Raw genomic sequence first — 22,347 nt, forward strand, 5'->3', positions numbered from 1 at the left:
ATAAAGACTTATTTTACAACCTGAAATTAATCATTTCAGGTTTTTTTATGCCATTATTATCTCACGTACAATTTGGAAGCTTAGAACATCTATTGCCTATTGGTTTAGCAATATTACTATGCTTTGCTCTTGTTTTTGTTATGAAGAATAAATCAGAGCTACTAAAAAATCAAGTATTTAAAATGCTAGGATTTTTTGTATCTGCCTTTATCGCTGTGTTTCATTTATATAAAATTAGTCAAGGTAATTATAGTCTGCAAACGGATTTACCTCTGTTTCTATGTAGCTTTATGGCGTTGTTTATTTTTATTTTCACTTCTAGTAAATCATTTAGAGTATTTGAAATTTTACTCTTTTGGATAATTTTAGGAACTTCTCAAGGTGTGATTACTCCAGATATAGAAATAGGCTTTCCCACATTTGATTATTTTAGATATTGGGTGGTTCATTTAGGGATGCTAATTATAATCGTATATGCTATTGCTATTTTTAAAATGAAACCTACATTAAAAAGTGTAGCAAAGTCTTTTGTAGTGTTGCAGGTTTATTTTGTAGCGCTTATGTTAATTAATACAATCCTGAATGCTAATTATGGGTATTTAAATTATAAGCCCAAAGCAGGTTCTGTTTTAGATTATTTTGGAGACTGGCCCACTTATGTTATTATTGGTCAGTTAATATTAATTCCTGCGTTTTTAATAATTTACTTTCCGTTTTTTCTTTTTAAAAGAAGGATTAAAAATTTATGAATATAGGGGTTGTAGAAGACCTATTCTAAAATAAAAACCGCATCACTAATTAGTGATGCGGTTTTTTTATTTTAAATTAGTTAGACGTTATTTGGCAAATATTTGAGACATATCCTTAAACGTTTTAAACTCTAAAGCGTTACCAGAAGGATCTTTAAAAAACATTGTTTTTTGTTCGCCAACCAAACCTTCAAATCTAACATAGGGTTCGATAATAAATGTAATGTTCTTAGATTTTAGATCATCTTCTAGTGCGTTAAAAACAGCCCAATCTAAAACCACTCCAAAATGCGGTACAGGGACGTGTTTTCCATCGACTTCATTGCCTACAGCTTCTGTTGTCGTTTTTTCTTTAAAGTGAATGACTAATTGGTGTCCAAAAAAATTAAAGTCAACCCATTGGTCACTACTACGTCCTTCTTCACAATTTAAAATGTCACGATAAAACAGGCGGCAGGTTTCTAAATTATGTACTGGAATTGCTAAATGAAAAGGAGATACACTGCTCATGGTTTAATCCTCTTTACGACGGTTTCTAATTGGACGTTCTCTATTCTCTCTAGTAGGTTGTTCTTGCTTTAAATCTTCTCTAGACGGTTCTGATTTATACTCCGTAGTATCTCGAGTTTGTCTTTCTTTACTCGCTTTACTTATTCTAGTCGTGTTTTCTTTAGCTGTTTTAGCTTCATGTATTTTAGTCGAGTCTTCTAAAAGCAGATGTAACGTTTTTAATTCTTTTTCTGTAAACTCACGGTATTCTCCAACAGGAACATCTAATTTGACATTCATAATTCTAACACGTCTAAGTGATGTTACTTCATACGTTAAGTACTCACACATACGTCTAATTTGTCTATTTAAACCTTGTGTTAAAATAATTCTGAACGTATGAGAATCTATTTTTTTAACAGAACATTTTTTAGTGGTACGGTCTAAATCTTCAAGATATATTCCACTAGCCATTCTATTAATAAAGGTTTGCGATATAGGCTTGTCAACGGTTACCAGATATTCTTTATCGTGATTATTACTAGCACGTAAAATTTTGTTTACAATATCTCCATCATCTGTCATAAAGATCAAACCATCACTTAATTTATCTAAACGTCCTATTGGAAAAATACGTTTAGGGTAGTTAATGTAATCTATGATATTATCTTTTTCTACATTAGTGTCTGTTGTACAAACAATACCTACTGGTTTGTTAAAGGCTAAGTAGATTGGTTTTTCTGTATTGGTTTTAATAATCTCGCCATCTACAGCAACCACATCACTCGGCGTTACTTTTGTACCCATTTCTGGCACAATACCATTAATAGTGACACGTCCAGCATCAATTAATTTGTCCCCTTCACGACGCGAGCAAAAACCAGCTTCGCTGAGGTATTTATTAAGTCTTGTTAATTTTTCTTCCAAAATGTGTTACGCTTTTATAAAGTTAATAATAGCTTTGTTTACACTATCGTCGCGTAATCCGTGACCAAAACCTTCTGTGGTAATTAATGTTGAATTTTTAAAGCTTGATGAAATTAGTTCTGCTTCATCATATTGAATAATCTTATCATCTTTATCATGAATAATAAGACCTTGTAAATGTATTTCTTTCGAAAATTTAGCGGCTGAAAAATGAGATGGTTTATAATTAAAACGTTCTAAAACCAAATCATTTAATCCATTTTCAATACGCTTATTAAAACCTAGCATATTGACATAGTTTTTAAACACGTTTGTAAACTCTGAAGGAGCACCAAGCAATATCATTTTTTGTAAACCTTCGTTTTGATATTTGTGCTGAAAAAATACAGACGCCATACCGCCAACGGAATGCCCAATAATGACATCGGGTTTATAGTGGTTAGCCACTACATTTATAAACTCTGAATATAATATAGCATTAAACTGTGTTCCGCTTGATTTACCATGTGCCGGCCCGTCTAAAGTCACAATATTGTAATCTAATTGTTGTAACATCTCTATGAGTTGCTTCCATCTAAAAGTGTTACTTTCCCAACCATGTGCTAGCATAATGGTTGTTTTGGATCCTGACCAGTTATAGGTTTGTATGTCGTGGTTATCGTGCGTTATTGTTAGTTGCTTAGCTGTATCTAAAAAAGGATGGTGCTTTTCTTTAAAACGACCTTGTCTTGGTGTTGCAAAGATATCTAATGCTTTTGCACTTGCGTATTTTGGCGCAACATAGCTTACGGCATTTAAACCGTTACCAATTATTTTTGGAAGTACTTTAGCTATTGTTTTTTTCATTTTTAATCTTCTCTGTTTACTAAATCTATTGAAAAAGCAGGTGTACAAATAGCAATGTATTCGCAAGCTATTGTAAATGGATTAGAGTATTGAACGCGGGTATTTTTTTCTATCTTAATAGATTGACCTGCTTCCAATATTATTTCTTCACCCTCAATAATAAATTGTTTTTTTCCTTTGATTATATACGTGTATTCGTCAAATTCTGGTGTTTGAAACGGTTCGCTCCAACCAGCAGGGGCAACCATATGTGCAATGCTAAGCTCTTTATTTCCATCTGTAGCTAAACCAACATGTTCTTCTATTAATTTACCATCCGTTGTTGGAACAACAAAAGGGCTATTTTGTATGGTGTATTTTTTTTTGTTTTCCATTTTTTGTTTTAAATATTAGTATAATGTATAATCACACCTATAAATGTTACACTGTAAGAAAATAATAGTCCCATTATTAAAAATAATAGTCTAAATTTATTAAACCCTAGTTTATTATTTAAATAATAAAAATCTACGATTTCTAAAAGCATTCCTGTTGAAAAAAAAATATTTCCCACAATAGCATAAATAATAAGACCTATAGCTTCTCCTAATTTAAAATAACCAGCAAAAAGGATTAAGCCTAAAACACCAAATAATCCATTTCCTAAATTAAATAGCCATCGTTTGCTTTCCCACCATCTTATGATGTCGTTGGGTATATCTTTTTTATTCATTTAAACAGTAATACTAAACTTACCAACCCAACATAAAAGACTTGATCTTTGCAGTGTCAGGGATATTTGCAGACTCTATTGTTTTTTTTATATCAAATCTAAATTCTGCCGGCAATTCTTTTTTATCAATTAAGAAAAAGGCATCGCTTTCTTTTACAAAAATAGAGGCGCTTTTAAATGAGTTTTGAATTTTAGTAATGGTATATTTTGCTTTAATATCACCAAATGTACTAGCGCTAGTAATTCCTTTATCAGTTTTATATCTTACATCCTTTATTATAATATTAGATATGGTTGTTGTACTGTCTAAAGCTCGTTTAGGTGTTAAGCTTAATAAGTGTTTGCCTCCTTTTTCGAAAATATCAATAGTATTTAAAGTGCCAGAAAACGCATCTCCCGCAATTGGACTTATTATTGAGTCGTTTGCATAAATAGTTTTTAACTCTTTGACCTGTGTAGAGTCTGTTAATAAACCGATGTTTTGATTTTGTACCAAAAAGGTATCTGTTCCTTTGTTACAAGATGTAAATACTAATGCGATAATACTAAGTGCTACTATTGTTTTTTTCATTGTTATTTTTTGTTTTTTTATTTCCGCTTAAGCGAAATTCTTTTATGATACTAGAGTACTAGTTTATTACTTCAGAACACGTTTTAAAATCCCAAAAACACTTCTTATAAAAGTAGCACTGGTTAAGACTTTAATTAATGGGTTTTGAGCAGTACTTTGTCTTCTAGTTGTGGTTGTTTTAGTTTTCTTTTCGGCTTTCTCTTTTTCGGCTTTAGCGTCTTCTTCAATTTGCAAAGCTTCAGCCTTTTCTATTTTTTTGTTTAGTAGCTCATACGCACTTTCGCGATCAATGGTGTCGTTGTATTTTAAAACGAGTTTAGAGTCGTCAAGTAAAGCTTGTAGCTCAGTATTATTTAAAACATCCATTCTACTCATTGGGGCACGCATCATAGTTGATGCAAGTGGTGTCGGTCTTCCTTTTTCGTCTAAAGCAGAGACTAAGGCTTCTCCTGTACCTAATGATGTTAGGATTTCTGCAGTATCATAATATGCTGTGTCAGGGTAATTTTGGGCAGTCAACTTGATTGCTTTTCTGTCTTTTGCTGTAAAGGCACGTAAAGCATGTTGGATTTTTAAACCTAACTGACTTAATACACCTTCTGGAACATCGGTTGGGTTTTGTGTGACAAAGTATAACCCAACACCTTTACTACGGATTAGTTTGACAATGCTTTCTATTTGGTTTAATAATGCTTTAGAGGCTTCGTTAAAGATTAAATGTGCTTCATCAATAAACATAATTAATTCGGGTTTACCAGAGTCTCCTTGTTCTGGTAAAGTCTCATATAATTCTGCTAATAAGCTTAGCATAAATGTAGAGAATAATTTTGGTCTGTCTTGGATGTCTGTTAATCTAATAATATTAATATACCCACGACCATCTCTTGTGGTTCTTAATAAATCCTCGACTTCAAAACTTTTTTCGCCAAAAAATAAATCGCCACCTTGTTGTTCTATTTCGATAACCTTTCTAAGGATTGCTCCAGTAGAGGCTGAGGAGATACGTCCGTATTCGTCTTGAAACTCTTCTTTACCTTCGTTAGTGCAGTATTGTAATATTTTTTTGAAATCTTTTAAATCTAATAATGGCAGTTTATTGTCGTCACAATATTTAAAAATAACAGAGACTACTCCAGATTGTGTATCTGTAAGGTCTAAAATCCGAGATAACAATACAGGTCCAAATTCACTTACTGTAGCACGCAGTCTAACCCCGTCTTGTTCGGATAGACTCAAAATCTCGACAGGAAAGCCTTTAGCTTCAAAAGGTAACCCTATTTTAGCATGACGTTCGTCAATTTTTTCATGACCAGGACTTGGTTGTGCAATACCGCTTAAATCCCCTTTAATATCCATAAGTAAGACCGGAATTCCTTTATCACTTAGGTTTTCTGCTAAAACTTGAAGTGTTTTTGTTTTTCCTGTTCCCGTAGCACCTGCAATTAAACCATGTCTATTCATGGTTTTTAAAGGAACATTTACAAAAGCATCCTTAACGGTTTTACCATCTAACATAGCAGATCCCAAAGTAATATAGTCGCCTTTACAAGTGTTTCCCTCTGTGATGTGTTTGAAAAATTCGTCTTGTCTACTCATTCTTAAAAATATTTGATGTAAAAATACTAATCTTAGCGTAAATCATTGAAAACTTTCAACTTTAAATGCTTAAATCTTCCAATAGATAAGATTATATTTGCAGTCCATGAAACAAGAGATACAAGATTTAGTTAACAAAGGATTGATGCTGCCTTTAATGGAAGAGTTTTATACTATCCAAGGTGAAGGATTTCATAAAGGAACTGCTGCTTATTTTATAAGAATTGGTGGTTGCGATGTGGGATGTCATTGGTGTGATGTTAAAGAAAGTTGGAATGCTAATTTGCATCCGCCAACGAGTACAGATGTTATAGTTGCTAATGCTAAAAAGTATAGTGATACTGTAGTCGTAACAGGAGGAGAACCATTAACTTGGGATATGACAGCATTAACGGATAAGCTTAAAGCTGAAGGGTGTAAAATTCATATTGAAACGTCAGGTGCTTACCAGTTAACCGGGCAATGGGATTGGATTTGTTTATCTCCTAAAAAAATGAAACTTCCGACTCAGGGAGTTTATGATAAAGCACACGAGCTAAAATGTATTATTTACAATAAGGACGATTTTAAGTTTGCTGAAGAGCAAGCTGCTAAAGTTAACGGCGATTGTATTTTATATTTACAACCAGAATGGAGCAAGCGTGACACTATGATCCCTATGATTGTAGATTACGTTATGGCTAATCCAAAATGGAAAGTGTCATTACAGACGCATAAGTATTTAAATATACCTTAGTCCTTTTTAATCTTGAAAAAACCTTTAGATGTTCTGTTAGGTGTTTTGATTGGTTGAGGTAGTCTATGTATTGGATTGTTATTTGCAATGCCATTAAATAGTGTGGTCCCTTTTTTTATTTCTGTTTTTTTTGATATTATATTGATTCTATTTCTTTTTAAAAGAAATAGAAAGCAATTGGTTCTTGGTGTTTTTATGAGTTTAGCCTTATGTATACTATTAGCAGTTGTTATTTATGAGGGTTTAAGTGAAATGCATTAATTTTTAATGAATTTTAAAGATTGTCTTCCACTGTTATTGTGAAAATCTAAAAAGTAAATCCCAGACGCTAACTCTTTAACATCAAAAGCGTATTGTTTCTGGATTTCTGATGCTTTTATTTGTTCTCTAGAGAGTTGTTTTATAAAACGACCTGATGCATCATATAATTCAATTAACAGATTATCATCATTTTTAAAAGCTATCGAAAATTTTAAATCAGCATTAACAGGATTTTTTAGTAACGTAACTTGTAAGGGTGATTTTTCTGTTTCTGAAATAGTGTTAGTGCCTAACGTTTGGTCTGAATACTTATATATAGTTTTTCCAGAAGCATAAGCTAGATTTGGAGATACAACAAAAATTCGATTAAGGTTAGAGCCAATGTTTAAATTAGTCCAGGTTACTCCGCCATCTGTAGTTTCGTGGAGTCCAGTTGTGTGTCCACCAATCCAACCATGAGTTTCGGATACAAAACCAACTGCTTGAAGATTTGTTTCAGGGCCATCTGTTGTAAACCAAGTGTTTCCGGCATCTGTGGATTTTATAAATTGACCTAACGTTTCTGCGGTAGATTCTACAGCTCCAAAAATAATATTAGGATTACTATCTAAAACCTGTATTTTCCAAACATAATCACCAACAATAGTAGAGTTGTATATTTCGGTCCAAGTCGTTCCTCCATCTTCTGTTTTTAATAAAGTACCACCATTACTACTTCTTCCTGCTGCGTAACCAAGGTTTTCTGTTACAAAGTAGATTTCTACCAAAGCCTCTGCATAAGCAGACATGTCAATATATTGCCAAGACAAACCGCTATCCGTAGATTTGATAATAAAAGCGGGATTAAAATAAGCGCCACAACCAAAAACGGTAGAAGGGCCAACGGTATTTAAGCCACAAAGAGCAACAGGGTTTGGTGCAATATTCGTCACAGTGGTCCAGGTTACTCCGCCATCGATAGTTTTGTAGAAAAGGCCATTTAAAGTACCTAAAAAACCAATGTTTAGATCTAGAAATTCAATATTCCTAAAATAGTGGTTACTGCCTAAGTCTGTTTGGTTTAATTGTTCCGACCAAGTAAGGCCGCCATCTGTTGTTTTATATACAGAGGCGTAATATCCATTAGCAGCCCAACCAGTATTGGCATCTAGAAAAAAGACATCGTCAAAACGTTGATTATTAATGTTGGGTTGTATATCTGCTAGGGTTTTCCAAGTAGATTGTGCACTTAGGTTAATACAAAACAAAGCAATACATAGGTGTAATATTTTCATTGGAAATGGTTTTACTTTCAAATTGTAAAGCTAAGATTCCTTTTTTTAATCGGAAAAGTAATTATATTTTGCAATTAAGTGTGATTTAGTTATAGTTTGTAAGCATTAATAGGTTTGGTGTTTTAATATTGAAACATAATAAGCATATTTGCTACATCAATTAGAATTAAAGAATTTAAATATATAAGATTATGTGTGGAATTGTATGTGCTTTTGACCTTAAACAGAAAACTGAAGATTTAAGACCTCTGGTTTTAGAAATGTCCAAAACTATCCGTCATCGTGGACCAGATTGGTCAGGTATTTATAGTGATGATAAAGCTATTTTAGCACACGAGCGTTTGGCTATTGTAGATCCAGCATCTGGTAAACAACCATTGTTTAGCCCTGATGGGAAATTGGTTTTAGCGGCTAATGGCGAAATATATAACCACAGAGCATTACGTAAGCAATTTGATGGTAAATACGAGTTTCAGACAGAAAGTGACTGCGAAGTTATTTTAGCACTTTATAAAGAAAAAGGTGTTGATTTTGTAGACGAATTGAATGGTATTTTTGGATTTGCAATCTATGATGTCGAAAAAGATGAGTACTTTATTGCTCGTGACCACATGGGGATTATTCCATTATATATTGGTTGGGATCAAAACGGTACTTTTTATGTGGCTTCCGAATTAAAAGCTTTAGAAGGTGTTTGTACTAAAATTGAATTATTTCCTCCAGGACATTATATGTCTAGTAAGGATGGTGAATTTGTAAAATGGTATAACAGAGATTGGAGTGAATATGATGCTGTAAAAGAAAATGAAACAAGTATTGCTGAAATAAAAGAAGCTTTAGAAGCAGCAGTGCATAGACAATTAATGAGTGATGTACCTTATGGTGTTTTATTGTCAGGAGGTTTGGATTCTTCAGTGGTATCAGCCATTGCAAAAAAATATGCTCAAAAACGTATCGAGAGTGATGATACTTCAGAAGCTTGGTATCCGCAAACTCACTCTTTTGCAGTAGGACTGGAAGGGTCTCCAGATTTAGCTGCCGCACAAAAAGTAGCAGATCATATTGGGACAGTACACCATGAGATAAAATTTACTATTCAAGAAGGTCTGGATGCTATCAAAGATGTGATTTATAATATCGAAACGTATGATATAACAACAATACGATCATCGACACCAATGTATTTAATGGCGAGAGTGATTAAGTCTATGGGAATTAAAATGGTGCTGTCAGGAGAGGGAGCGGATGAGATTTTTGGAGGGTATTTATATTTTCATAAAGCACCCGACGCAAAAGAGTTTCATGAAGAAACTGTGCGTAAATTAGATAAACTTCATATGTACGATTGTTTAAGAGCTAACAAAAGTTTAGCGGCTTGGGGGATTGAAGGACGTGTACCTTTCTTAGATAAAGAATTTATGGATGTTGCAATGCGTATCAACCCACAAGATAAAATGATTAATGGAGAGCGTATGGAAAAATGGGTTGTTCGTAAGGCGTTTGAAGATATGTTACCAGAAAGCGTAGCATGGAGACAAAAAGAACAATTTAGTGATGGTGTTGGATATACTTGGATTGATACGCTAAAAGAGGTTGTTGAAGAGGCAGTGACTGATGAGCAGATGGCTAATGCTAAATTTAGATTTCCAATACAAACCCCACAAAATAAAGAAGAGTTTTATTACCGCTCGATTTTTGAAGGACACTTCCCAAGTGATGCGGCAGCTTTAAGCGTACCGCAAGAAGCAAGTGTTGCTTGTAGTACTGCAACAGCATTAGAGTGGGATGAAGCTTTTAAAAATATGAACGAGCCTTCTGGGCGTGCAATCGCGAACGTGCACGATAAAGCCTATTAGAATTAGAAATTAAATAGTAAAAAAAATGCCCAATATTTATTGGGCATTTTTTTTAGTCTAAAATAAGTTGCGTTGGTTTTGGGTCAGGTGTAAGATGTTGAATCCTATCGATAACCCTAAATAGTTTTGTTTTGTCTAATGGTTTGGAAAGGCAATCAATAAAGCCTGCTTCATAAACTTCGCTGTTAATTTCTGCAGAAGAATAGGCTGTATGAGCGATTATAGGTAAATATGGTTTAAATCCTTTGATTATTTTTCTAGCTTCAAAACCACCCATTTTAGGCATTTTTAAATCCATTATAACTAGTTGTATTGCGTCATTCTCTCTACAGATCGTAACCGCTTCTTCTCCGTTTTTTGCTCTAATGACCGTATAGTTTCTCATGCTCATAACACGGTTAATTAGCATGAAGTTAATATTGTTGTCTTCGGCAATTAAAATGTTTAAAGGCTTAATTTTGTCAACAGTATTTAATTCAACTTCTTTTTTAGGTGTAATAGGTAAGCCGTTAAGTTTTAAAGGTACTGTAAAGTAAAAGGTGGTACCTGTGTTTTCTTCAGATTTTAACCATATATCTCCACCTAGCATATCAATGTAGGCTTTTGAAATAGCAAGTCCCAAGCCAAGACCACTTAAATTGATGGTTTTGTCATTTTGAATACGGTTAAACCTATTGAAAATATTTTTAGAATCTTCTTTAGTCATTCCAATACCTGTATCTTTAATATAAAATTCAAGCATATTACTATCTGGATTGATATTGTATCCAAAATTAACGGCTCCTTTTTCTGTGTATTTTACAGCATTATTAACAAGGTTTACAACTATTTGCTTAAATTTTGTTTCGTCACTTATTAATTGATAAACAACAGGGTGTTTGGGTTGATCTAAAAATAATTTTAAGGATTTGTCTTTAGGAATGCTAATTTCAATAGTTTGTTTAACCTCATTTAAAACCTCTTCTAAATTAAAAGCACTATAATTTGGTTTTATTTGATTGGTATCGATTTTAGACATTTCAATTAAATCATCAATAATCAATACTAGGTTCTCTCCACTACGTGTAATAACAGTTATGTATTCTTTTTTTTCAGCTTCAGATAATTCTTGCGTACTTAAAATGTCAGAGAACCCCAGAATTGCATTCATAGGTGTTCTTATTTCATGAGATAGATTGGTTAAAAAAGAAGCTTTTAAAACTTCACTTTCTTCAGCTTTTTCTTTAGCTTTTTGTAATTCTTCTTTTTGTTGATTACTATTTAGAAACAAGTCACCAATACGCGAAAATTCTAATGAAGCCTCTTTTAGTTTCGCGATTGCAGATTCGTCATTTTTTTCTAATATTTGAATGATTAAACTTAAGGGTTCGGCAATCATTTTTCTTAAGAAAAAAATAAAAATGACTAACAATGCTAAAAAGCTAAATGCTAAAACAGCTAAATACGTTTTGTCTTGATTTTTTAAAATAAAATATGAAACAAAACAGATGATTAGAAATAAGAAGCCCGAGGCTGCCATTATGACTATCATTTTCTTGTAAGTCGAAGAAAAATAATTTTTCATAGATTGGGTTAAGTCAATTTAGGTTCACGAAAGTATAAAAATTATTTATAAGGTGTTAATAGCTAGGTCTGTTTTTCTTAAAGTTACTTTGATGTGGACCTAAATATATGCTCTTTTCATATCAATAGTGTTAAAAAAACGTTGTATAATCAAAATTTAAAGGTTGTTAAAAGGTAGGTTCTTAGCGTTTTTTGGTTTTTAAGTGTTTCAGGAAATATAAAAAATAGTTATTTTTTTTGTTTTAAGCTGTTTTTTAGACGATTTAAGAGCTTTTTTATTTTTTTGAACAAATGTTAATAATTTTTAAGTTGAACGCTTAAATTAGCTTGAAAAACTTTATTTATTTTGTATATTTGTTTGTATTCAAAAGGGTGCTTAAAAGGCATCTTTTTTTATGCTATTAATAATAGAAACAGATCATAAACAATATAAATATGAGCGAAAAAAAGGAAGAGTTCAATAAAGATGGCTATTCAGCAGATAGTATCCAGGCTTTAGAAGGTATGGAGCATGTGCGTATGCGTCCTTCCATGTATATTGGGGATGTCGGAGTACGTGGTTTACACCATTTAGTATATGAAGTTGTAGATAACTCGATTGATGAAGCTTTAGCTGGTCATTGTGATAATATTACAGTTACAATTAATGAGGATAACTCGATTACTACAGAAGATGATGGTCGTGGTATTCCTGTAGGGTTACACAAAAAGGAAGGGGTTTCTGCATTAGAAGTTGTAATGACTAAAATTGGTGCTGGTGGAAAGTTTGATAAAGATTCTTATAAAGTTTCTGGTGGACTTCACGGTGTAGGTGTAAGTTGTGTAAATGCATTATCAGATCACCTTCATGCAATTGTTTACAGAGATGGTAAGGTTTACGAGCAGGAATATGCTAAAGGAAAACCGTTATATCCTGTAAAGTCAACAGGAGATACAGATAAAAGAGGAACAACAGTTACTTTTAGACCAGATCCAACAATTTTTACACAAACGTTAGAGTATAATTATGATACTTTAGCAAGTAGAATGCGCGAATTAGCGTATTTAAATAAAGGTATTACAGTTCATTTAGTTGATAAGCGTTTTACAAAAGAAGATGGTTCTTTTGAAGGTGAAACATTTCATTCTGAAGAAGGATTAAAAGAATTTATCAAGTTTTTAGATGCGACAAGAGAGCCTTTAATGAAAGATGTTATTTCTTTTGAAGGTGAAAAAAATGGTGTACCTGTTGAGGTTGCAATGATTTATAATACATCATATGCAGAGAACTTACATTCTTATGTAAACAACATTAACACACACGAAGGAGGGACGCACCTTTCTGGTTTTAGACGAGGTTTAACACATACACTTAAAAAGTATGCGGATGAGTCAGGGATGTTAGACAAATTAAAGTTTGATATTGCAGGAGATGATTTCCGTGAAGGTTTAACAGCTATTATTTCGGTAAAAGTTCAAGAGCCTCAATTTGAGGGACAAACAAAAACTAAATTGGGAAACAGAGAAGTTTCTGCAGCAGTAAGTCAATCTGTTTCAGAGATGTTATCTGATTATTTAGAGGAAAATCCAGACGATGCTAAAATCATAGTGCAAAAGGTAATCCTTGCAGCACAAGCCCGTCACGCCGCACAAAAAGCGCGTGAAATGGTACAGCGTAAAACAGTAATGAGTATTGGTGGTTTGCCAGGGAAATTATCTGATTGCTCTGAGCAAGATCCTGCAAAATGTGAAGTGTACTTAGTCGAGGGAGATTCGGCAGGTGGTACTGCAAAGCAAGGTCGTGATAGAGCGTTCCAAGCGATTTTGCCTTTACGTGGTAAGATTTTAAATGTTGAAAAAGCGATGACACATAAAGTGTTTGAAAACGAAGAGATAAAAAATATCTTTACAGCTTTAGGTGTCACTATCGGAACAGAAGAAGATAGTAAAGCCTTAAACCTTTCTAAATTAAGATACCACAAAATAGTAATCATGTGTGATGCCGATATCGATGGTTCGCATATTGAAACTTTAATTTTGACTTTCTTTTTTAGATATATGAAAGAGTTAATTGAAAACGGACATATCTATATTGCGACACCGCCTTTATACTTAGTTAAAAAAGGAGCTAAAAAACAATATGCTTGGAGTGATGAAGAGCGTGTTGCTATTATGAAAGAGTTTGGTGAGTCTTCAAAAATACAACGTTATAAGGGTCTTGGAGAGATGAATGCAGAACAACTTTGGGATACAACAATGAATCCTGAGTTTAGAACATTACGTCAAATACAGATTGATAATGGTGTAGAAGCAGATCGCGTATTTTCTATGTTAATGGGAGATGAGGTTCCACCTCGTAGAGAGTTTATTGAGAAAAACGCTATTTATGCAAATATTGATGCTTAATTAGTTAAGTTAAATTTATATTGTAAAGGAAACATTTTTTAATGTTTCCTTTTTTTTTACTCTCAATCTATTTTGACCGGTAAAAATGGAAACACTTAATTTTATGTAATGCATTAAAGACTTTGAGAAAAATGAATTTAAAATAGCAGTTTTTAGGATTTAAAAGAGTCTTGATTACTGTTCAATTTTATGGTCTTTTTTTTAGGATTAAAGATCATCTTCTAGATTTATAATTTTCTTAATAAAAAGTAATTTTAAAATGTTAATTTTGTAGAACAGTAAGAAACACAATTAATTTTAAATATTAAATAAGATATGAAAGTAACAGTAGTTGGAGCAGGAGCAGTAGGTGCAAGTTGTGCAGAGTATATTGCAATTAAAAACTTTGCATCAGAAGTCGTTTTATTAGACATTAAAGAAGGTTTTGCAGAAGGTAAAGCAATGGATTTAATGCAAACAGCCTCTTTAAATGGTTTTGATACTAAAATAACAGGTGTAACTAACGATTATTCTAAAACAGCAGGATCTGATGTTTGTGTAATTACTTCAGGTATTCCACGTAAACCAGGAATGACTCGTGAAGAGTTAATTGGTATTAATGCAGGTATTGTAAAAACAGTATCGTCTAACTTAATTAAAAACTCGCCTGATACCATTATCATAGTAGTTAGTAATCCAATGGATACTATGACTTATTTAGTACACAAAACTACAGGTTTACCAAAAGAGAGAATTATAGGTATGGGTGGAGCTTTAGACTCTGCACGTTTCAAATACAGATTAGCAGAGGCTTTAGGAGCTCCTATTAGTGATGTTGACGGAATGGTAATTGGAGGTCACTCTGATAAAGGTATGGTGCCATTAATAAATAAAGCGGTAAGAAATAGTGTTTTAGTTTCAGAGTTTTTATCTGAAGACCGTATGGAACAAGTTGTGCAAGATACTAAAGTAGGTGGTGCAACACTTACAGGTTTATTAGGTACTTCTGCTTGGTATGCTCCAGGTGCAGCTGTATCAGGAATGGTACAAGCTATTGCATGTGATACCAAAAAGATTTTCCCTTGTTCAGCTTTATTAGAAGGCGAATTTGGTTTAAGTGATTTATCTATTGGAGTTCCTTGTGTATTAGGGGCAAACGGAATCGAGAAAATAGTAGAAATTAGTTTAACTGATGCTGAAAAAGCAAAATTAGTTGAATCTGCTGAAGGTGTTAAGAAAACTAATGGATTATTAGAATTATAATAAATACATTAAAGTATAGTTTAAAGACTGTCTGAAAAGATAGTCTTTTTTTATACAATCCATTTTGGTGCTTATTTTTTTTCTGCATTTTAACTTGAAATAATAAGATACTTTTATGTTTGAAGAAAAATTAAAGCTGTTTTTTTTATATAATAAATAGATAGTAATATCTTAGCTTTCTATTTAGTTTGTAAAATTGTTATGGCATTGTATTTGTCAATAATTAATTTGCACAACGAAACAAAAAAACAATTAATCGAAACAAATTTTACAAAATGAAAAAATTAGTATTTTTATTAGTAGCAGCTTATAGTTTATCTATGGTTGCGCAAGATCAATTAACAGAAGGGGTTATAATTACCAAAACAACAATGTCTAGTGATAACGAACAAGCGCAAGCTAGTTTTGATATGATGGGAGATGTGCTAACAACAACTTACTTTAAAGATAAAAACTCAAGAGGAGAGTTAAATAATCCAATGTCTGGTAAGGTTATTACAATTAATAATGATAAAGAAAATAAAATGTTAGTGTTAATGGATAACCCAATGTTGGGAAAAAAATATGTGTTAACAGATACGACTGAAGCTAAAGAATTAGCTAAAGACGTTGTTGTTACAGAAGGAGAAGAAGTTAAAACAGTTTTGGGGTACGAGTGTAAACAATATATCGTTAAAATGTCGCAAAACGGATCTGATGTAGAAATGGTTATGTTTACTACAGAGGCTATTCCTGTGGCATCACAACAAACGTCTGGTTTAGGAGATAAATTAAAAGGTTTTCCATTACATATGACAATGAAAGTAAACCAAATGGGGATGGATATGGTTATCGTGTCTGAAGTAACTGAAATTAAAAAAGAAACGGTTTCTGAAGATAAGTTTGAGGTTGCTGTTCCGGAAGGATATGACAAAATGGAAGGACAATAGTCTTTTTACAATGTTTGAAAAAAAAAGAGTAGCGTAATAGCTGCTCTTTTTTTTTGTTTTAAACCCTATTTATTTGCTTAAAGATTATAGTAGTACCATCATATTTTTTATATTTGACGCATGAGGTCAAAATGGTACTTTGGTGCATTACTTATTGCGCTTACATTTTTTGTTGCTAGTCAACAACAAATCACTGTACCTAACCAAGAAATTGTATTTCAGTTTTCAGATAACCAAACAGCTGTTTCTCAAACCGAAGCGACTATTGCTGTAATTAAAAGTCAACTTAAAAGTATTGGTGTCAAAAACACACAGGTGCTTCAGTACAACGGGACCTTAACTATTTCATATTATAGTGATACTTCTATTGAAAACGTAAAAGCGGTTTTATTAAAAGAAAAACTAGTTAAACTAGTTGGTCAAGATATTCAATCAGATAATCCTTTAAACGATGACTATCAAATTGATGTTTTTGAAATCAAAACAACAACCGAATCTGGAATTGGTTTTGATGGTAAGTATATAGTAGAAGTAAAGCAAGAATATACTAGAGCCTCTCAGGTTACGGTATCTTTTTTAGCTATAGCTGAAAACATATTACAATTAAATCAAACGATAATTGTTGCTAAAAAGGTAAATACTAATATTTCAATTAGTATTGATAAAGGCGCATTTAATATCCCGGAAGGTAGAGCAGGACCTGTTGCTTAACGATTTTATTCCAAAATCGGTCACCTTAAAAGCTTTAAAATAACGTCTATTTTAGCTTTAAACAATTCATTTTAAACCATTAAAAATATTGTCAAATCTTCACGCATGCTATATATTTGCGCGATCAAAAAATTTGACATTAAATAAACAAAACCATGCAAAATAAAGGATTAGTAAAACTATTCGCTGTATTGTTTGGGTTGGTAAGTATTTACCAACTGTCTTTCACATTTAAAAATAATGCGATTGAAAACAATGCAACAGAATTAGCTGAAAGTAAAATTGAAGCAGGAGCAACAGACCGCTCTGCAAAAGTAAATGACTATGCTGCTAAGTATTTAGACACATTAGCAACATCAAAAGAAAGTGTTTTTCTTGGAAATACTTACGGAGATGTTAAGCAAAACTCAATGAAGTTAGGTCTTGACCTTAAAGGAGGTTTAGAAGCAATACTTCAGATCTCTGTTAGAGATTTATTAACAGGATTATCAAACGACAGTAAGGATCCTACATTTAAAAAAGCATTAGATGATGCAGACGAGATTCAGAAAGATAGTCAAAACACTTATCTAGAAGATTTCTTTGTAGCATTTGACGCTATAAAAGGAGATAAAAAATTAGCATCTCCAGATATTTTCGCAAACAGAGCATTAGTCGGAGAGATTGATCTTAACATGTCAGATAGTGACGCACAAGCAGTTTTAGAAACAAAGGTTGACGAGTCAATCGTTTCTGCTTTTGAAGTATTACGTAAGCGTATTGATGAGTTTGGTGTAACATCTCCAAACATCCAACGTTTAGGTAACACTGGACGTGTATTATTAGAATTACCAGGTGTTAAAGATGTAGCGCGTGCTACAGATCTTATTATTCAAACAGCACAATTAGAGTTTTGGGAAGGTTTAAAAGCAGATCAATTTAATCAGTTTTTAATTCAAGCAAATGACTTACTTAAAACTAAATTAGAGGCTAAAACAACTTCAGAAGATACTACTGAAGCTAAAGAATTAACTGAAGAAGAAAAAGCAATTGCAGCACTTACAGGTGAAGAAAACGAAACTGTAAACGAGGTTAACCCATTAATTGATTTAATGGCTGGACCAGGATTTGGAGCAACACTAGCACAATTTAATATAGCAGATAAAGAAAAAGTAGAAAGCTACTTAGCAATGCCAGAAGTAAAGGCATTATTACCATCAGAATTAAAATATACTAAATTTGTTTTTGGTAAACCAACAGAAAATAGTGAGTTAGTAGATCTTTTTGTTTTAAAAGGAAACAGAGACAATGAGCCACCATTAAATGGAGCAGTTGTAACAGATGCACGTCAGTCTTATGACCAAGCCAACAGAGTAGTGGTTAGTATGCAAATGAATAGTAAAGGTGCTAAGATTTGGGAGCAAATGACAGGTGAGGCTTTTAAAACGCAAGGTCAAATTGCTGTTGTTTTAGATAACATAGTATACTCTGCACCATCATCATCTACAGGACCAATTGCAGGAGGAAGTACTGAAATTTCTGGAAGCTTTAGCTTAAGTGAAGCAACAGATTTAGCTAACGTATTACGTGCAGGTAAATTACCAGCTCGTGCAGAGATTATTCAAAGTAGTGTAGTTGGACCATCTTTAGGTCAGGAAGCTATTGATAGTGGTACAATGTCTTTTGGTATTGCATTAGCATTAGTTTTAATCTGGATGGCGTTTTACTATGGTAAAGGAGGTTTATTTGCTGACATCGCTATGTTATTCAACATCTTATTAATATTTGGGGTGTTATCAGGTATTGGAGCAGTATTAACACTTCCTGGAATTGCAGGTATCGTATTAACTATTGGTATGTCTGTAGATGCAAACGTACTTATTTTTGAACGTATTAGGGAAGAGTTGTCCAAAGGTAAAGACCAAAAAGCAGCCATTCAAGACGGGTTTAGTAATGCATTGTCTTCAATTTTAGATGCCAACATTACAACAGGTTTAACAGCTTTAATCTTATTTATTTTTGGTACAGGTCCAATTAAAGGATTTGCAACTACGTTATTAATAGGTATTGGTACATCATTATTTACTGCGATTTTTATTACTAGATTATTAGTAGATTGGTATGCAAATAGAGGAGGTAAATTAGAATTCTCAACAGGATTAACTAAAAACTTATTTAGAAACATTAATATCGAATTCCTTAAAAAACGTAAAGTTGCTTATATTATTTCTGCAGTAGCAATAGTAGTAAGTTTAGGGTCTTTATTTACTAATGGTTTAGATCAAGGTATTGATTTTGTAGGAGGACGTACTACTCAAGTTCGTTTTGCTGAGCCAGTAAGTGCAGTTGAGATAGAAGGACTTTTATCAGCACAAGATGTGTTTGGAAGTGCTACTGTAAAAACTGTTGGAGATGATAATAACTTAAAAATTTCGACTAAATATAAAATTAACGAAACGGCTAACGAAGTAGACGAGGAAGTAAGACTTAAAATTTATAACACCTTACAACCTTATTTAAAAGGCGTGTCTTTTGAAGCGTTTAAAGACCTGTCAAATGCAGATAAGCAAGTTGGTATTATGGATCAGTATAAAGTAAGTCCTTCTATTGCAGATGATATTAAGCAAGCTTCTTTTTGGGCTGTATTAGGATCATTAATAGTTGTTTTCTTATATATCTTATTCCGTTTTAAAAGATGGCAGTTCTCACTTGGTGCAGTAGCAGCAGTATTCCACGATGTTATTATCGTATTAGGAGTATTCTCTTTAACATACAAGTTTATGCCATTCTCAATGGAAATTGATCAAGCATTTATAGCAGCAATACTTACGGTAATTGGGTACTCATTAAATGATACGGTGGTAGTATTTGATAGAATTCGTGAATTTTTCAATGAGCACACAGAGTGGCCATTTGCTAAAGTTATTGATAGTTCATTAAGTAGTACCTTAAGTCGTACGTTAAATACGTCTTTAACAACATTAGTGGTGTTATTAGCAATCTTTATTTTTGGAGGAGACTCCATTAGAGGGTTTATGTTTGCCTTAATCATTGGTGTAGTTGTAGGTACATACTCATCATTATTTATTGCAACACCTGTCATGTATGACTTTGTTAAAAAAGGAAATGCAGCAGACGCATTAAAAAAGAAAGAAGTAGTCGTTGACGAAACAGTAGTGAAGTAGTTGTAAGACAAACAGTATAAAAAAAGGCCTTTCTATTAATTTAGAAAGGCTTTTTTGTTTTGTGTGATTGCGAGTAGAGCGAAGCAATCTTTTTAAAACAATCAATATGATTTTTTAGGGAGTCACCCACTTTTACTTTTAATGGCAAAAGTGTGTCAGGCTTTCCGTTACAATCTTTTTGCTCGTGCCTCACAAAAAGGATTTCCACATCAATCCTTAACGCGGATTCAGAGCTAATATAAAGCTCTTGCTAAACGAATAGCCTTAATATTTAATCCCATATTTATAACTTCAAATAGTATAAAACGGTATTGTTTACAGAACAATGCTCCTATTTAAATTAGGTTTAGTAATCATTAATCCTAGTAAAGGATAAGGAGAGAGTATATTTAAGCACACAAAAAAAAGCCTAATTGTAATAGTAACAATTAGGCTTTTTGTATGGTATAAATAAGAATTTTATTTTTCTAAGAGGTACTCAAAATAATCCATTTTATCGCCAACATCAAGTAATAGCTTTTGTGCCATTCCTGCATTAAGTTCTAAAACAAATTGCGCAGGTGTATTTGAAGGTAAACCAGTTTCGTCCATAGGTTTTGCGTTTTCCTGAAAACTAACGACACGTTTGTTATGGTCAAAAAAGATAAGGTCTAAAGGGATACGCGTATTTTTCATGTAAAATGAGCGTTGTCTTACTTCAGGGAAAACAAATAGCATTCCTTGATCGTCTTTCATACTATCGCGATACATCAAACCGGTTTGTATCTCGTAATCAGTTTTGGCAACCTCAATATTAAACACTTTTACAATAGTGTCTGTATCGCCTTTAAAAAGTGTTAGCTCACCTTCTTTTTTAAAGTCAATCTTTACAGGTTCAATTGCTTTGTCTTCCTTACACGAGGTAAAACCAAGAGTCAAAGCGCAAATTAAAAGTAGGGTAGAGGATTTAAAGTATAGTTTCATTATTAGACAGTAGTTTTAGGTTTAAAAACAAACATAAAATAAAGACCAATTAAAATAAATGGAACACTTAACCATTGTCCCGTGTTAAGGCCAAACCAATTGATAAATTCATCACCTTGTGGTTCTTTAACATACTCGACAAAAAATCGAACACTCCAAAGTAATATTAAAAATAACCCGAATAAAAATCCGGTTTGATCTCTTTTAGTTGTTTTAGTATAAATAAACCATAGTATTAAAAATACAAAAATGTAGCAAAACGATTCGTATAATTGTGCAGGATGTCTAAAAGGTACTGCTTCTAGTAATGGCGCCATGTTTGGATTGTCAGTTATAGAAGCATAGGCTTTTTTAACGTCTTTAATTCCTGTTTTTTGTACAATCTCATATTTGTTATAAAAGTTTTGTACAAACCTAACACCAAAGTCAGAGTCCGTTACCTTTCCAATGATTTCAGAATTAATAAAATTACCCAATCTAATAAATATGGCACCCGAAGCTACAGGGATAACAATACGGTCTAAAATCCACATTAATGATTTGTAATTGTATTTTTTACGGTATAAAAACATACCGATAATAATACCAATGGCTGCACCATGACTTGCTAGGCCTTGAAAGCCTTGAAACTCGAAACCACCGTTAAATTTAAACGGTAGAAAGACACTAAAAAAGTCTTGCGAAAATAATTCAGGTTGATAAAATATAACATGTCCTAAACGTGCACCAAGCATGGTAGCAAGGACGGTGTATATAAATAAAGGATCTAAAAATTCTAACTTTATTTTTTCACGTTTAAAAATATATTTCATTATAGCATGTCCTATAACAAATGCGGCAATCCACATTAAGCTATAAAAATGTATTTTAAAATTTCCTATAATATCGATTCCTGTTAACGGATTCCAATCGAATTTAAGTATGTACATAGTTTGTTTTTTGGAGTTGTAAATATAGCATTTATGCTTTATTTATCAGAATTACTTAGCAAAGGTTTAGCAATAAATTAATGAAGAGACTAAAAGCTTGTGCGCTTGCGTTAAGGATGGAAGTGGCATCCTTTTTTATTTTTCTTAAAAAAGATATAACGGACAGCCTGTTAAAACGCCCAAATAATTACGGTACGGGGTCGTAACCGCTGCCTCCCCAGGGATGACAACTAAAAATACGTTTGATACTTAGTTTTAATCCTTTAAGTAGTCCGTGTTTTTGTAACGCTTCCTTGGTGTAACTTGAACAAGTGGGTTGGTATCTACAGGTGGCTGGTGTAAATGGGGAAATCAGGTTTTGATAAACCTTAATTAAAAATAAAAAGGGAGCAATTAGTATTTTTTTCATAATAAAAAAGTCCTCTCGTAAAGAAAGGACTTCGT

At 32.8% G+C, this 22,347-nt stretch carries 20 protein-coding genes; 8 read left to right on the forward strand and 12 right to left on the reverse strand.

Going from position 1 to position 22,347, the window contains the following annotated elements:
• Window positions 1–47: 47 nt before the first annotated feature.
• Window positions 48–749 carry a TIGR02206 family membrane protein gene (locus E9099_RS11190; RefSeq protein ID WP_136583679.1) on the forward strand — a complete coding sequence of 234 codons (702 nt, stop codon included), beginning with the start codon at window positions 48–50 and terminating at the stop codon, window positions 747–749.
• A gap of 87 nt (window positions 750–836) precedes the next feature.
• Here E9099_RS11190 and E9099_RS11195 read toward each other — a convergent pair whose 3' ends face one another.
• From E9099_RS11195 to E9099_RS11225, 7 genes are all read right to left on the reverse strand, one after another.
• Window positions 837–1,259 carry a VOC family protein gene (locus E9099_RS11195; RefSeq protein ID WP_136583680.1) on the reverse strand — a complete coding sequence of 141 codons (423 nt, stop codon included), beginning with the start codon at window positions 1,257–1,259 and terminating at the stop codon, window positions 837–839.
• A gap of 3 nt (window positions 1,260–1,262) precedes the next feature.
• Window positions 1,263–2,165 carry a 23S rRNA pseudouridine(2604) synthase RluF gene (gene rluF, locus E9099_RS11200; protein WP_136583681.1) on the reverse strand — a complete coding sequence of 301 codons (903 nt, stop codon included), beginning with the start codon at window positions 2,163–2,165 and terminating at the stop codon, window positions 1,263–1,265.
• Between the two features lie 6 nt (window positions 2,166–2,171).
• Window positions 2,172–3,011, reverse strand: a complete 840-nt coding sequence (locus tag E9099_RS11205; RefSeq protein WP_240788887.1) for an alpha/beta fold hydrolase — start codon at window positions 3,009–3,011, stop codon at window positions 2,172–2,174.
• A gap of 2 nt (window positions 3,012–3,013) precedes the next feature.
• Window positions 3,014–3,385: a cupin domain-containing protein gene (locus E9099_RS11210; RefSeq protein WP_136583682.1), complete on the reverse strand. Its 372-nt coding sequence runs from the start codon at window positions 3,383–3,385 to the stop codon at window positions 3,014–3,016.
• 8 nt (window positions 3,386–3,393) lie between these two features.
• Window positions 3,394–3,723 carry a hypothetical protein gene (locus E9099_RS11215; RefSeq protein WP_136583683.1) on the reverse strand — a complete coding sequence of 110 codons (330 nt, stop codon included), beginning with the start codon at window positions 3,721–3,723 and terminating at the stop codon, window positions 3,394–3,396.
• Window positions 3,724–3,742: 19 nt separating this feature from the next.
• Window positions 3,743–4,294: a hypothetical protein gene (locus E9099_RS11220; RefSeq protein ID WP_136583684.1), complete on the reverse strand. Its 552-nt coding sequence runs from the start codon at window positions 4,292–4,294 to the stop codon at window positions 3,743–3,745.
• 66 nt (window positions 4,295–4,360) lie between these two features.
• Window positions 4,361–5,890: a helicase HerA-like domain-containing protein gene (locus E9099_RS11225; RefSeq protein WP_136583685.1), complete on the reverse strand. Its 1,530-nt coding sequence runs from the start codon at window positions 5,888–5,890 to the stop codon at window positions 4,361–4,363.
• Between the two features lie 106 nt (window positions 5,891–5,996).
• Between E9099_RS11225 and E9099_RS11230 the strand changes: the two genes are divergently transcribed.
• Entirely contained in the window at window positions 5,997–6,626 is a 630-nt protein-coding gene (locus E9099_RS11230; protein ID WP_136583686.1) for a 7-carboxy-7-deazaguanine synthase QueE, read from the forward strand.
• A gap of 257 nt (window positions 6,627–6,883) precedes the next feature.
• Here E9099_RS11230 and E9099_RS11235 read toward each other — a convergent pair whose 3' ends face one another.
• Window positions 6,884–8,161: a YCF48-related protein gene (locus E9099_RS11235; RefSeq protein ID WP_136583687.1), complete on the reverse strand. Its 1,278-nt coding sequence runs from the start codon at window positions 8,159–8,161 to the stop codon at window positions 6,884–6,886.
• Window positions 8,162–8,352: 191 nt separating this feature from the next.
• Between E9099_RS11235 and asnB the strand changes: the two genes are divergently transcribed.
• Window positions 8,353–10,017 (forward strand): asparagine synthase B, encoded by a 1,665-nt coding sequence (asnB, locus tag E9099_RS11240; RefSeq protein WP_136583688.1) that lies wholly within the window; start codon window positions 8,353–8,355, stop codon window positions 10,015–10,017.
• A 52-nt stretch (window positions 10,018–10,069) separates the two neighbouring features.
• Here asnB and E9099_RS11245 read toward each other — a convergent pair whose 3' ends face one another.
• Window positions 10,070–11,581 (reverse strand): ATP-binding protein, encoded by a 1,512-nt coding sequence (locus E9099_RS11245; protein WP_136583689.1) that lies wholly within the window; start codon window positions 11,579–11,581, stop codon window positions 10,070–10,072.
• Window positions 11,582–12,015: 434 nt separating this feature from the next.
• On the opposite strand from E9099_RS11245, the gene gyrB reads away from it, so the two are divergent.
• From gyrB to secDF, 5 genes are all read left to right on the forward strand, one after another.
• Window positions 12,016–13,965 (forward strand): DNA topoisomerase (ATP-hydrolyzing) subunit B, encoded by a 1,950-nt coding sequence (gyrB, locus tag E9099_RS11250; RefSeq protein ID WP_136583690.1) that lies wholly within the window; start codon window positions 12,016–12,018, stop codon window positions 13,963–13,965.
• A gap of 315 nt (window positions 13,966–14,280) precedes the next feature.
• Window positions 14,281–15,207, forward strand: coding sequence for a malate dehydrogenase (gene mdh / locus E9099_RS11255; RefSeq protein WP_136583691.1), 927 nt, complete (start codon window positions 14,281–14,283; stop codon window positions 15,205–15,207).
• Window positions 15,208–15,482: 275 nt separating this feature from the next.
• Entirely contained in the window at window positions 15,483–16,136 is a 654-nt protein-coding gene (locus tag E9099_RS11260) for a DUF4412 domain-containing protein (RefSeq protein ID WP_136583692.1), read from the forward strand.
• A gap of 120 nt (window positions 16,137–16,256) precedes the next feature.
• A complete protein-coding gene (locus E9099_RS11265) occupies window positions 16,257–16,847 on the forward strand; it encodes a hypothetical protein (protein WP_136583693.1) in 591 nt (196 codons plus the stop codon).
• A gap of 155 nt (window positions 16,848–17,002) precedes the next feature.
• A complete protein-coding gene (gene secDF / locus E9099_RS11270; protein ID WP_136583694.1) occupies window positions 17,003–20,011 on the forward strand; it encodes a protein translocase subunit SecDF in 3,009 nt (1,002 codons plus the stop codon).
• A 459-nt stretch (window positions 20,012–20,470) separates the two neighbouring features.
• On the opposite strand, the gene E9099_RS11275 is transcribed toward secDF, so the two are convergent.
• The 3 genes from E9099_RS11275 to yidD all read right to left on the reverse strand — a co-directional run bounded on the left by E9099_RS11275 (window position 20,471) and on the right by yidD (window position 22,312).
• Window positions 20,471–20,974 (reverse strand): DUF192 domain-containing protein, encoded by a 504-nt coding sequence (locus tag E9099_RS11275; RefSeq protein WP_136583695.1) that lies wholly within the window; start codon window positions 20,972–20,974, stop codon window positions 20,471–20,473.
• 2 nt (window positions 20,975–20,976) lie between these two features.
• The gene (lgt, locus tag E9099_RS11280) at window positions 20,977–21,903 is read right to left on the reverse strand and encodes a prolipoprotein diacylglyceryl transferase (protein WP_136583696.1); all 927 of its coding nucleotides are present in this window, start codon (window positions 21,901–21,903) and stop codon (window positions 20,977–20,979) included.
• Between the two features lie 187 nt (window positions 21,904–22,090).
• Complete coding sequence (gene yidD, locus E9099_RS11285; RefSeq protein ID WP_136583697.1) at window positions 22,091–22,312, reverse strand: membrane protein insertion efficiency factor YidD; 222 nt, start codon at window positions 22,310–22,312, stop codon at window positions 22,091–22,093.
• Window positions 22,313–22,347: the final 35 nt, after the last annotated feature.

Origin of the sequence: Psychroserpens sp. NJDZ02 (assembly GCF_004843725.1) — a bacterium.
Lineage (GTDB): Bacteria > Bacteroidota > Bacteroidia > Flavobacteriales > Flavobacteriaceae > Olleya.

What these genes read in the sequence shown, in the direction of transcription:
- E9099_RS11190 (WP_136583679.1), top strand. Translation starts at nt 48, where the DNA reads ATGCCATTATTATCTCACGTACAATTTGGAAGCTTAGAACATCTATTG.
- E9099_RS11195 (WP_136583680.1), bottom strand. Translation starts at nt 1,259, where the DNA reads ATGAGCAGTGTATCTCCTTTTCATTTAGCAATTCCAGTACATAATTTA.
- E9099_RS11205 (WP_240788887.1), bottom strand. Translation starts at nt 3,011, where the DNA reads ATGAAAAAAACAATAGCTAAAGTACTTCCAAAAATAATTGGTAACGGT.
- E9099_RS11210 (WP_136583682.1), bottom strand. Translation starts at nt 3,385, where the DNA reads ATGGAAAACAAAAAAAAATACACCATACAAAATAGCCCTTTTGTTGTT.
- E9099_RS11215 (WP_136583683.1), bottom strand. Translation starts at nt 3,723, where the DNA reads ATGAATAAAAAAGATATACCCAACGACATCATAAGATGGTGGGAAAGC.
- E9099_RS11220 (WP_136583684.1), bottom strand. Translation starts at nt 4,294, where the DNA reads ATGAAAAAAACAATAGTAGCACTTAGTATTATCGCATTAGTATTTACA.
- E9099_RS11225 (WP_136583685.1), bottom strand. Translation starts at nt 5,890, where the DNA reads ATGAGTAGACAAGACGAATTTTTCAAACACATCACAGAGGGAAACACT.
- E9099_RS11230 (WP_136583686.1), top strand. Translation starts at nt 5,997, where the DNA reads ATGAAACAAGAGATACAAGATTTAGTTAACAAAGGATTGATGCTGCCT.
- E9099_RS11235 (WP_136583687.1), bottom strand. Translation starts at nt 8,161, where the DNA reads ATGAAAATATTACACCTATGTATTGCTTTGTTTTGTATTAACCTAAGT.
- asnB (WP_136583688.1), top strand. Translation starts at nt 8,353, where the DNA reads ATGTGTGGAATTGTATGTGCTTTTGACCTTAAACAGAAAACTGAAGAT.
- E9099_RS11245 (WP_136583689.1), bottom strand. Translation starts at nt 11,581, where the DNA reads ATGAAAAATTATTTTTCTTCGACTTACAAGAAAATGATAGTCATAATG.
- gyrB (WP_136583690.1), top strand. Translation starts at nt 12,016, where the DNA reads ATGAGCGAAAAAAAGGAAGAGTTCAATAAAGATGGCTATTCAGCAGAT.
- mdh (WP_136583691.1), top strand. Translation starts at nt 14,281, where the DNA reads ATGAAAGTAACAGTAGTTGGAGCAGGAGCAGTAGGTGCAAGTTGTGCA.
- E9099_RS11260 (WP_136583692.1), top strand. Translation starts at nt 15,483, where the DNA reads ATGAAAAAATTAGTATTTTTATTAGTAGCAGCTTATAGTTTATCTATG.
- E9099_RS11265 (WP_136583693.1), top strand. Translation starts at nt 16,257, where the DNA reads ATGAGGTCAAAATGGTACTTTGGTGCATTACTTATTGCGCTTACATTT.
- secDF (WP_136583694.1), top strand. Translation starts at nt 17,003, where the DNA reads ATGCAAAATAAAGGATTAGTAAAACTATTCGCTGTATTGTTTGGGTTG.
- E9099_RS11275 (WP_136583695.1), bottom strand. Translation starts at nt 20,974, where the DNA reads ATGAAACTATACTTTAAATCCTCTACCCTACTTTTAATTTGCGCTTTG.
- lgt (WP_136583696.1), bottom strand. Translation starts at nt 21,903, where the DNA reads ATGTACATACTTAAATTCGATTGGAATCCGTTAACAGGAATCGATATT.
- yidD (WP_136583697.1), bottom strand. Translation starts at nt 22,312, where the DNA reads ATGAAAAAAATACTAATTGCTCCCTTTTTATTTTTAATTAAGGTTTAT.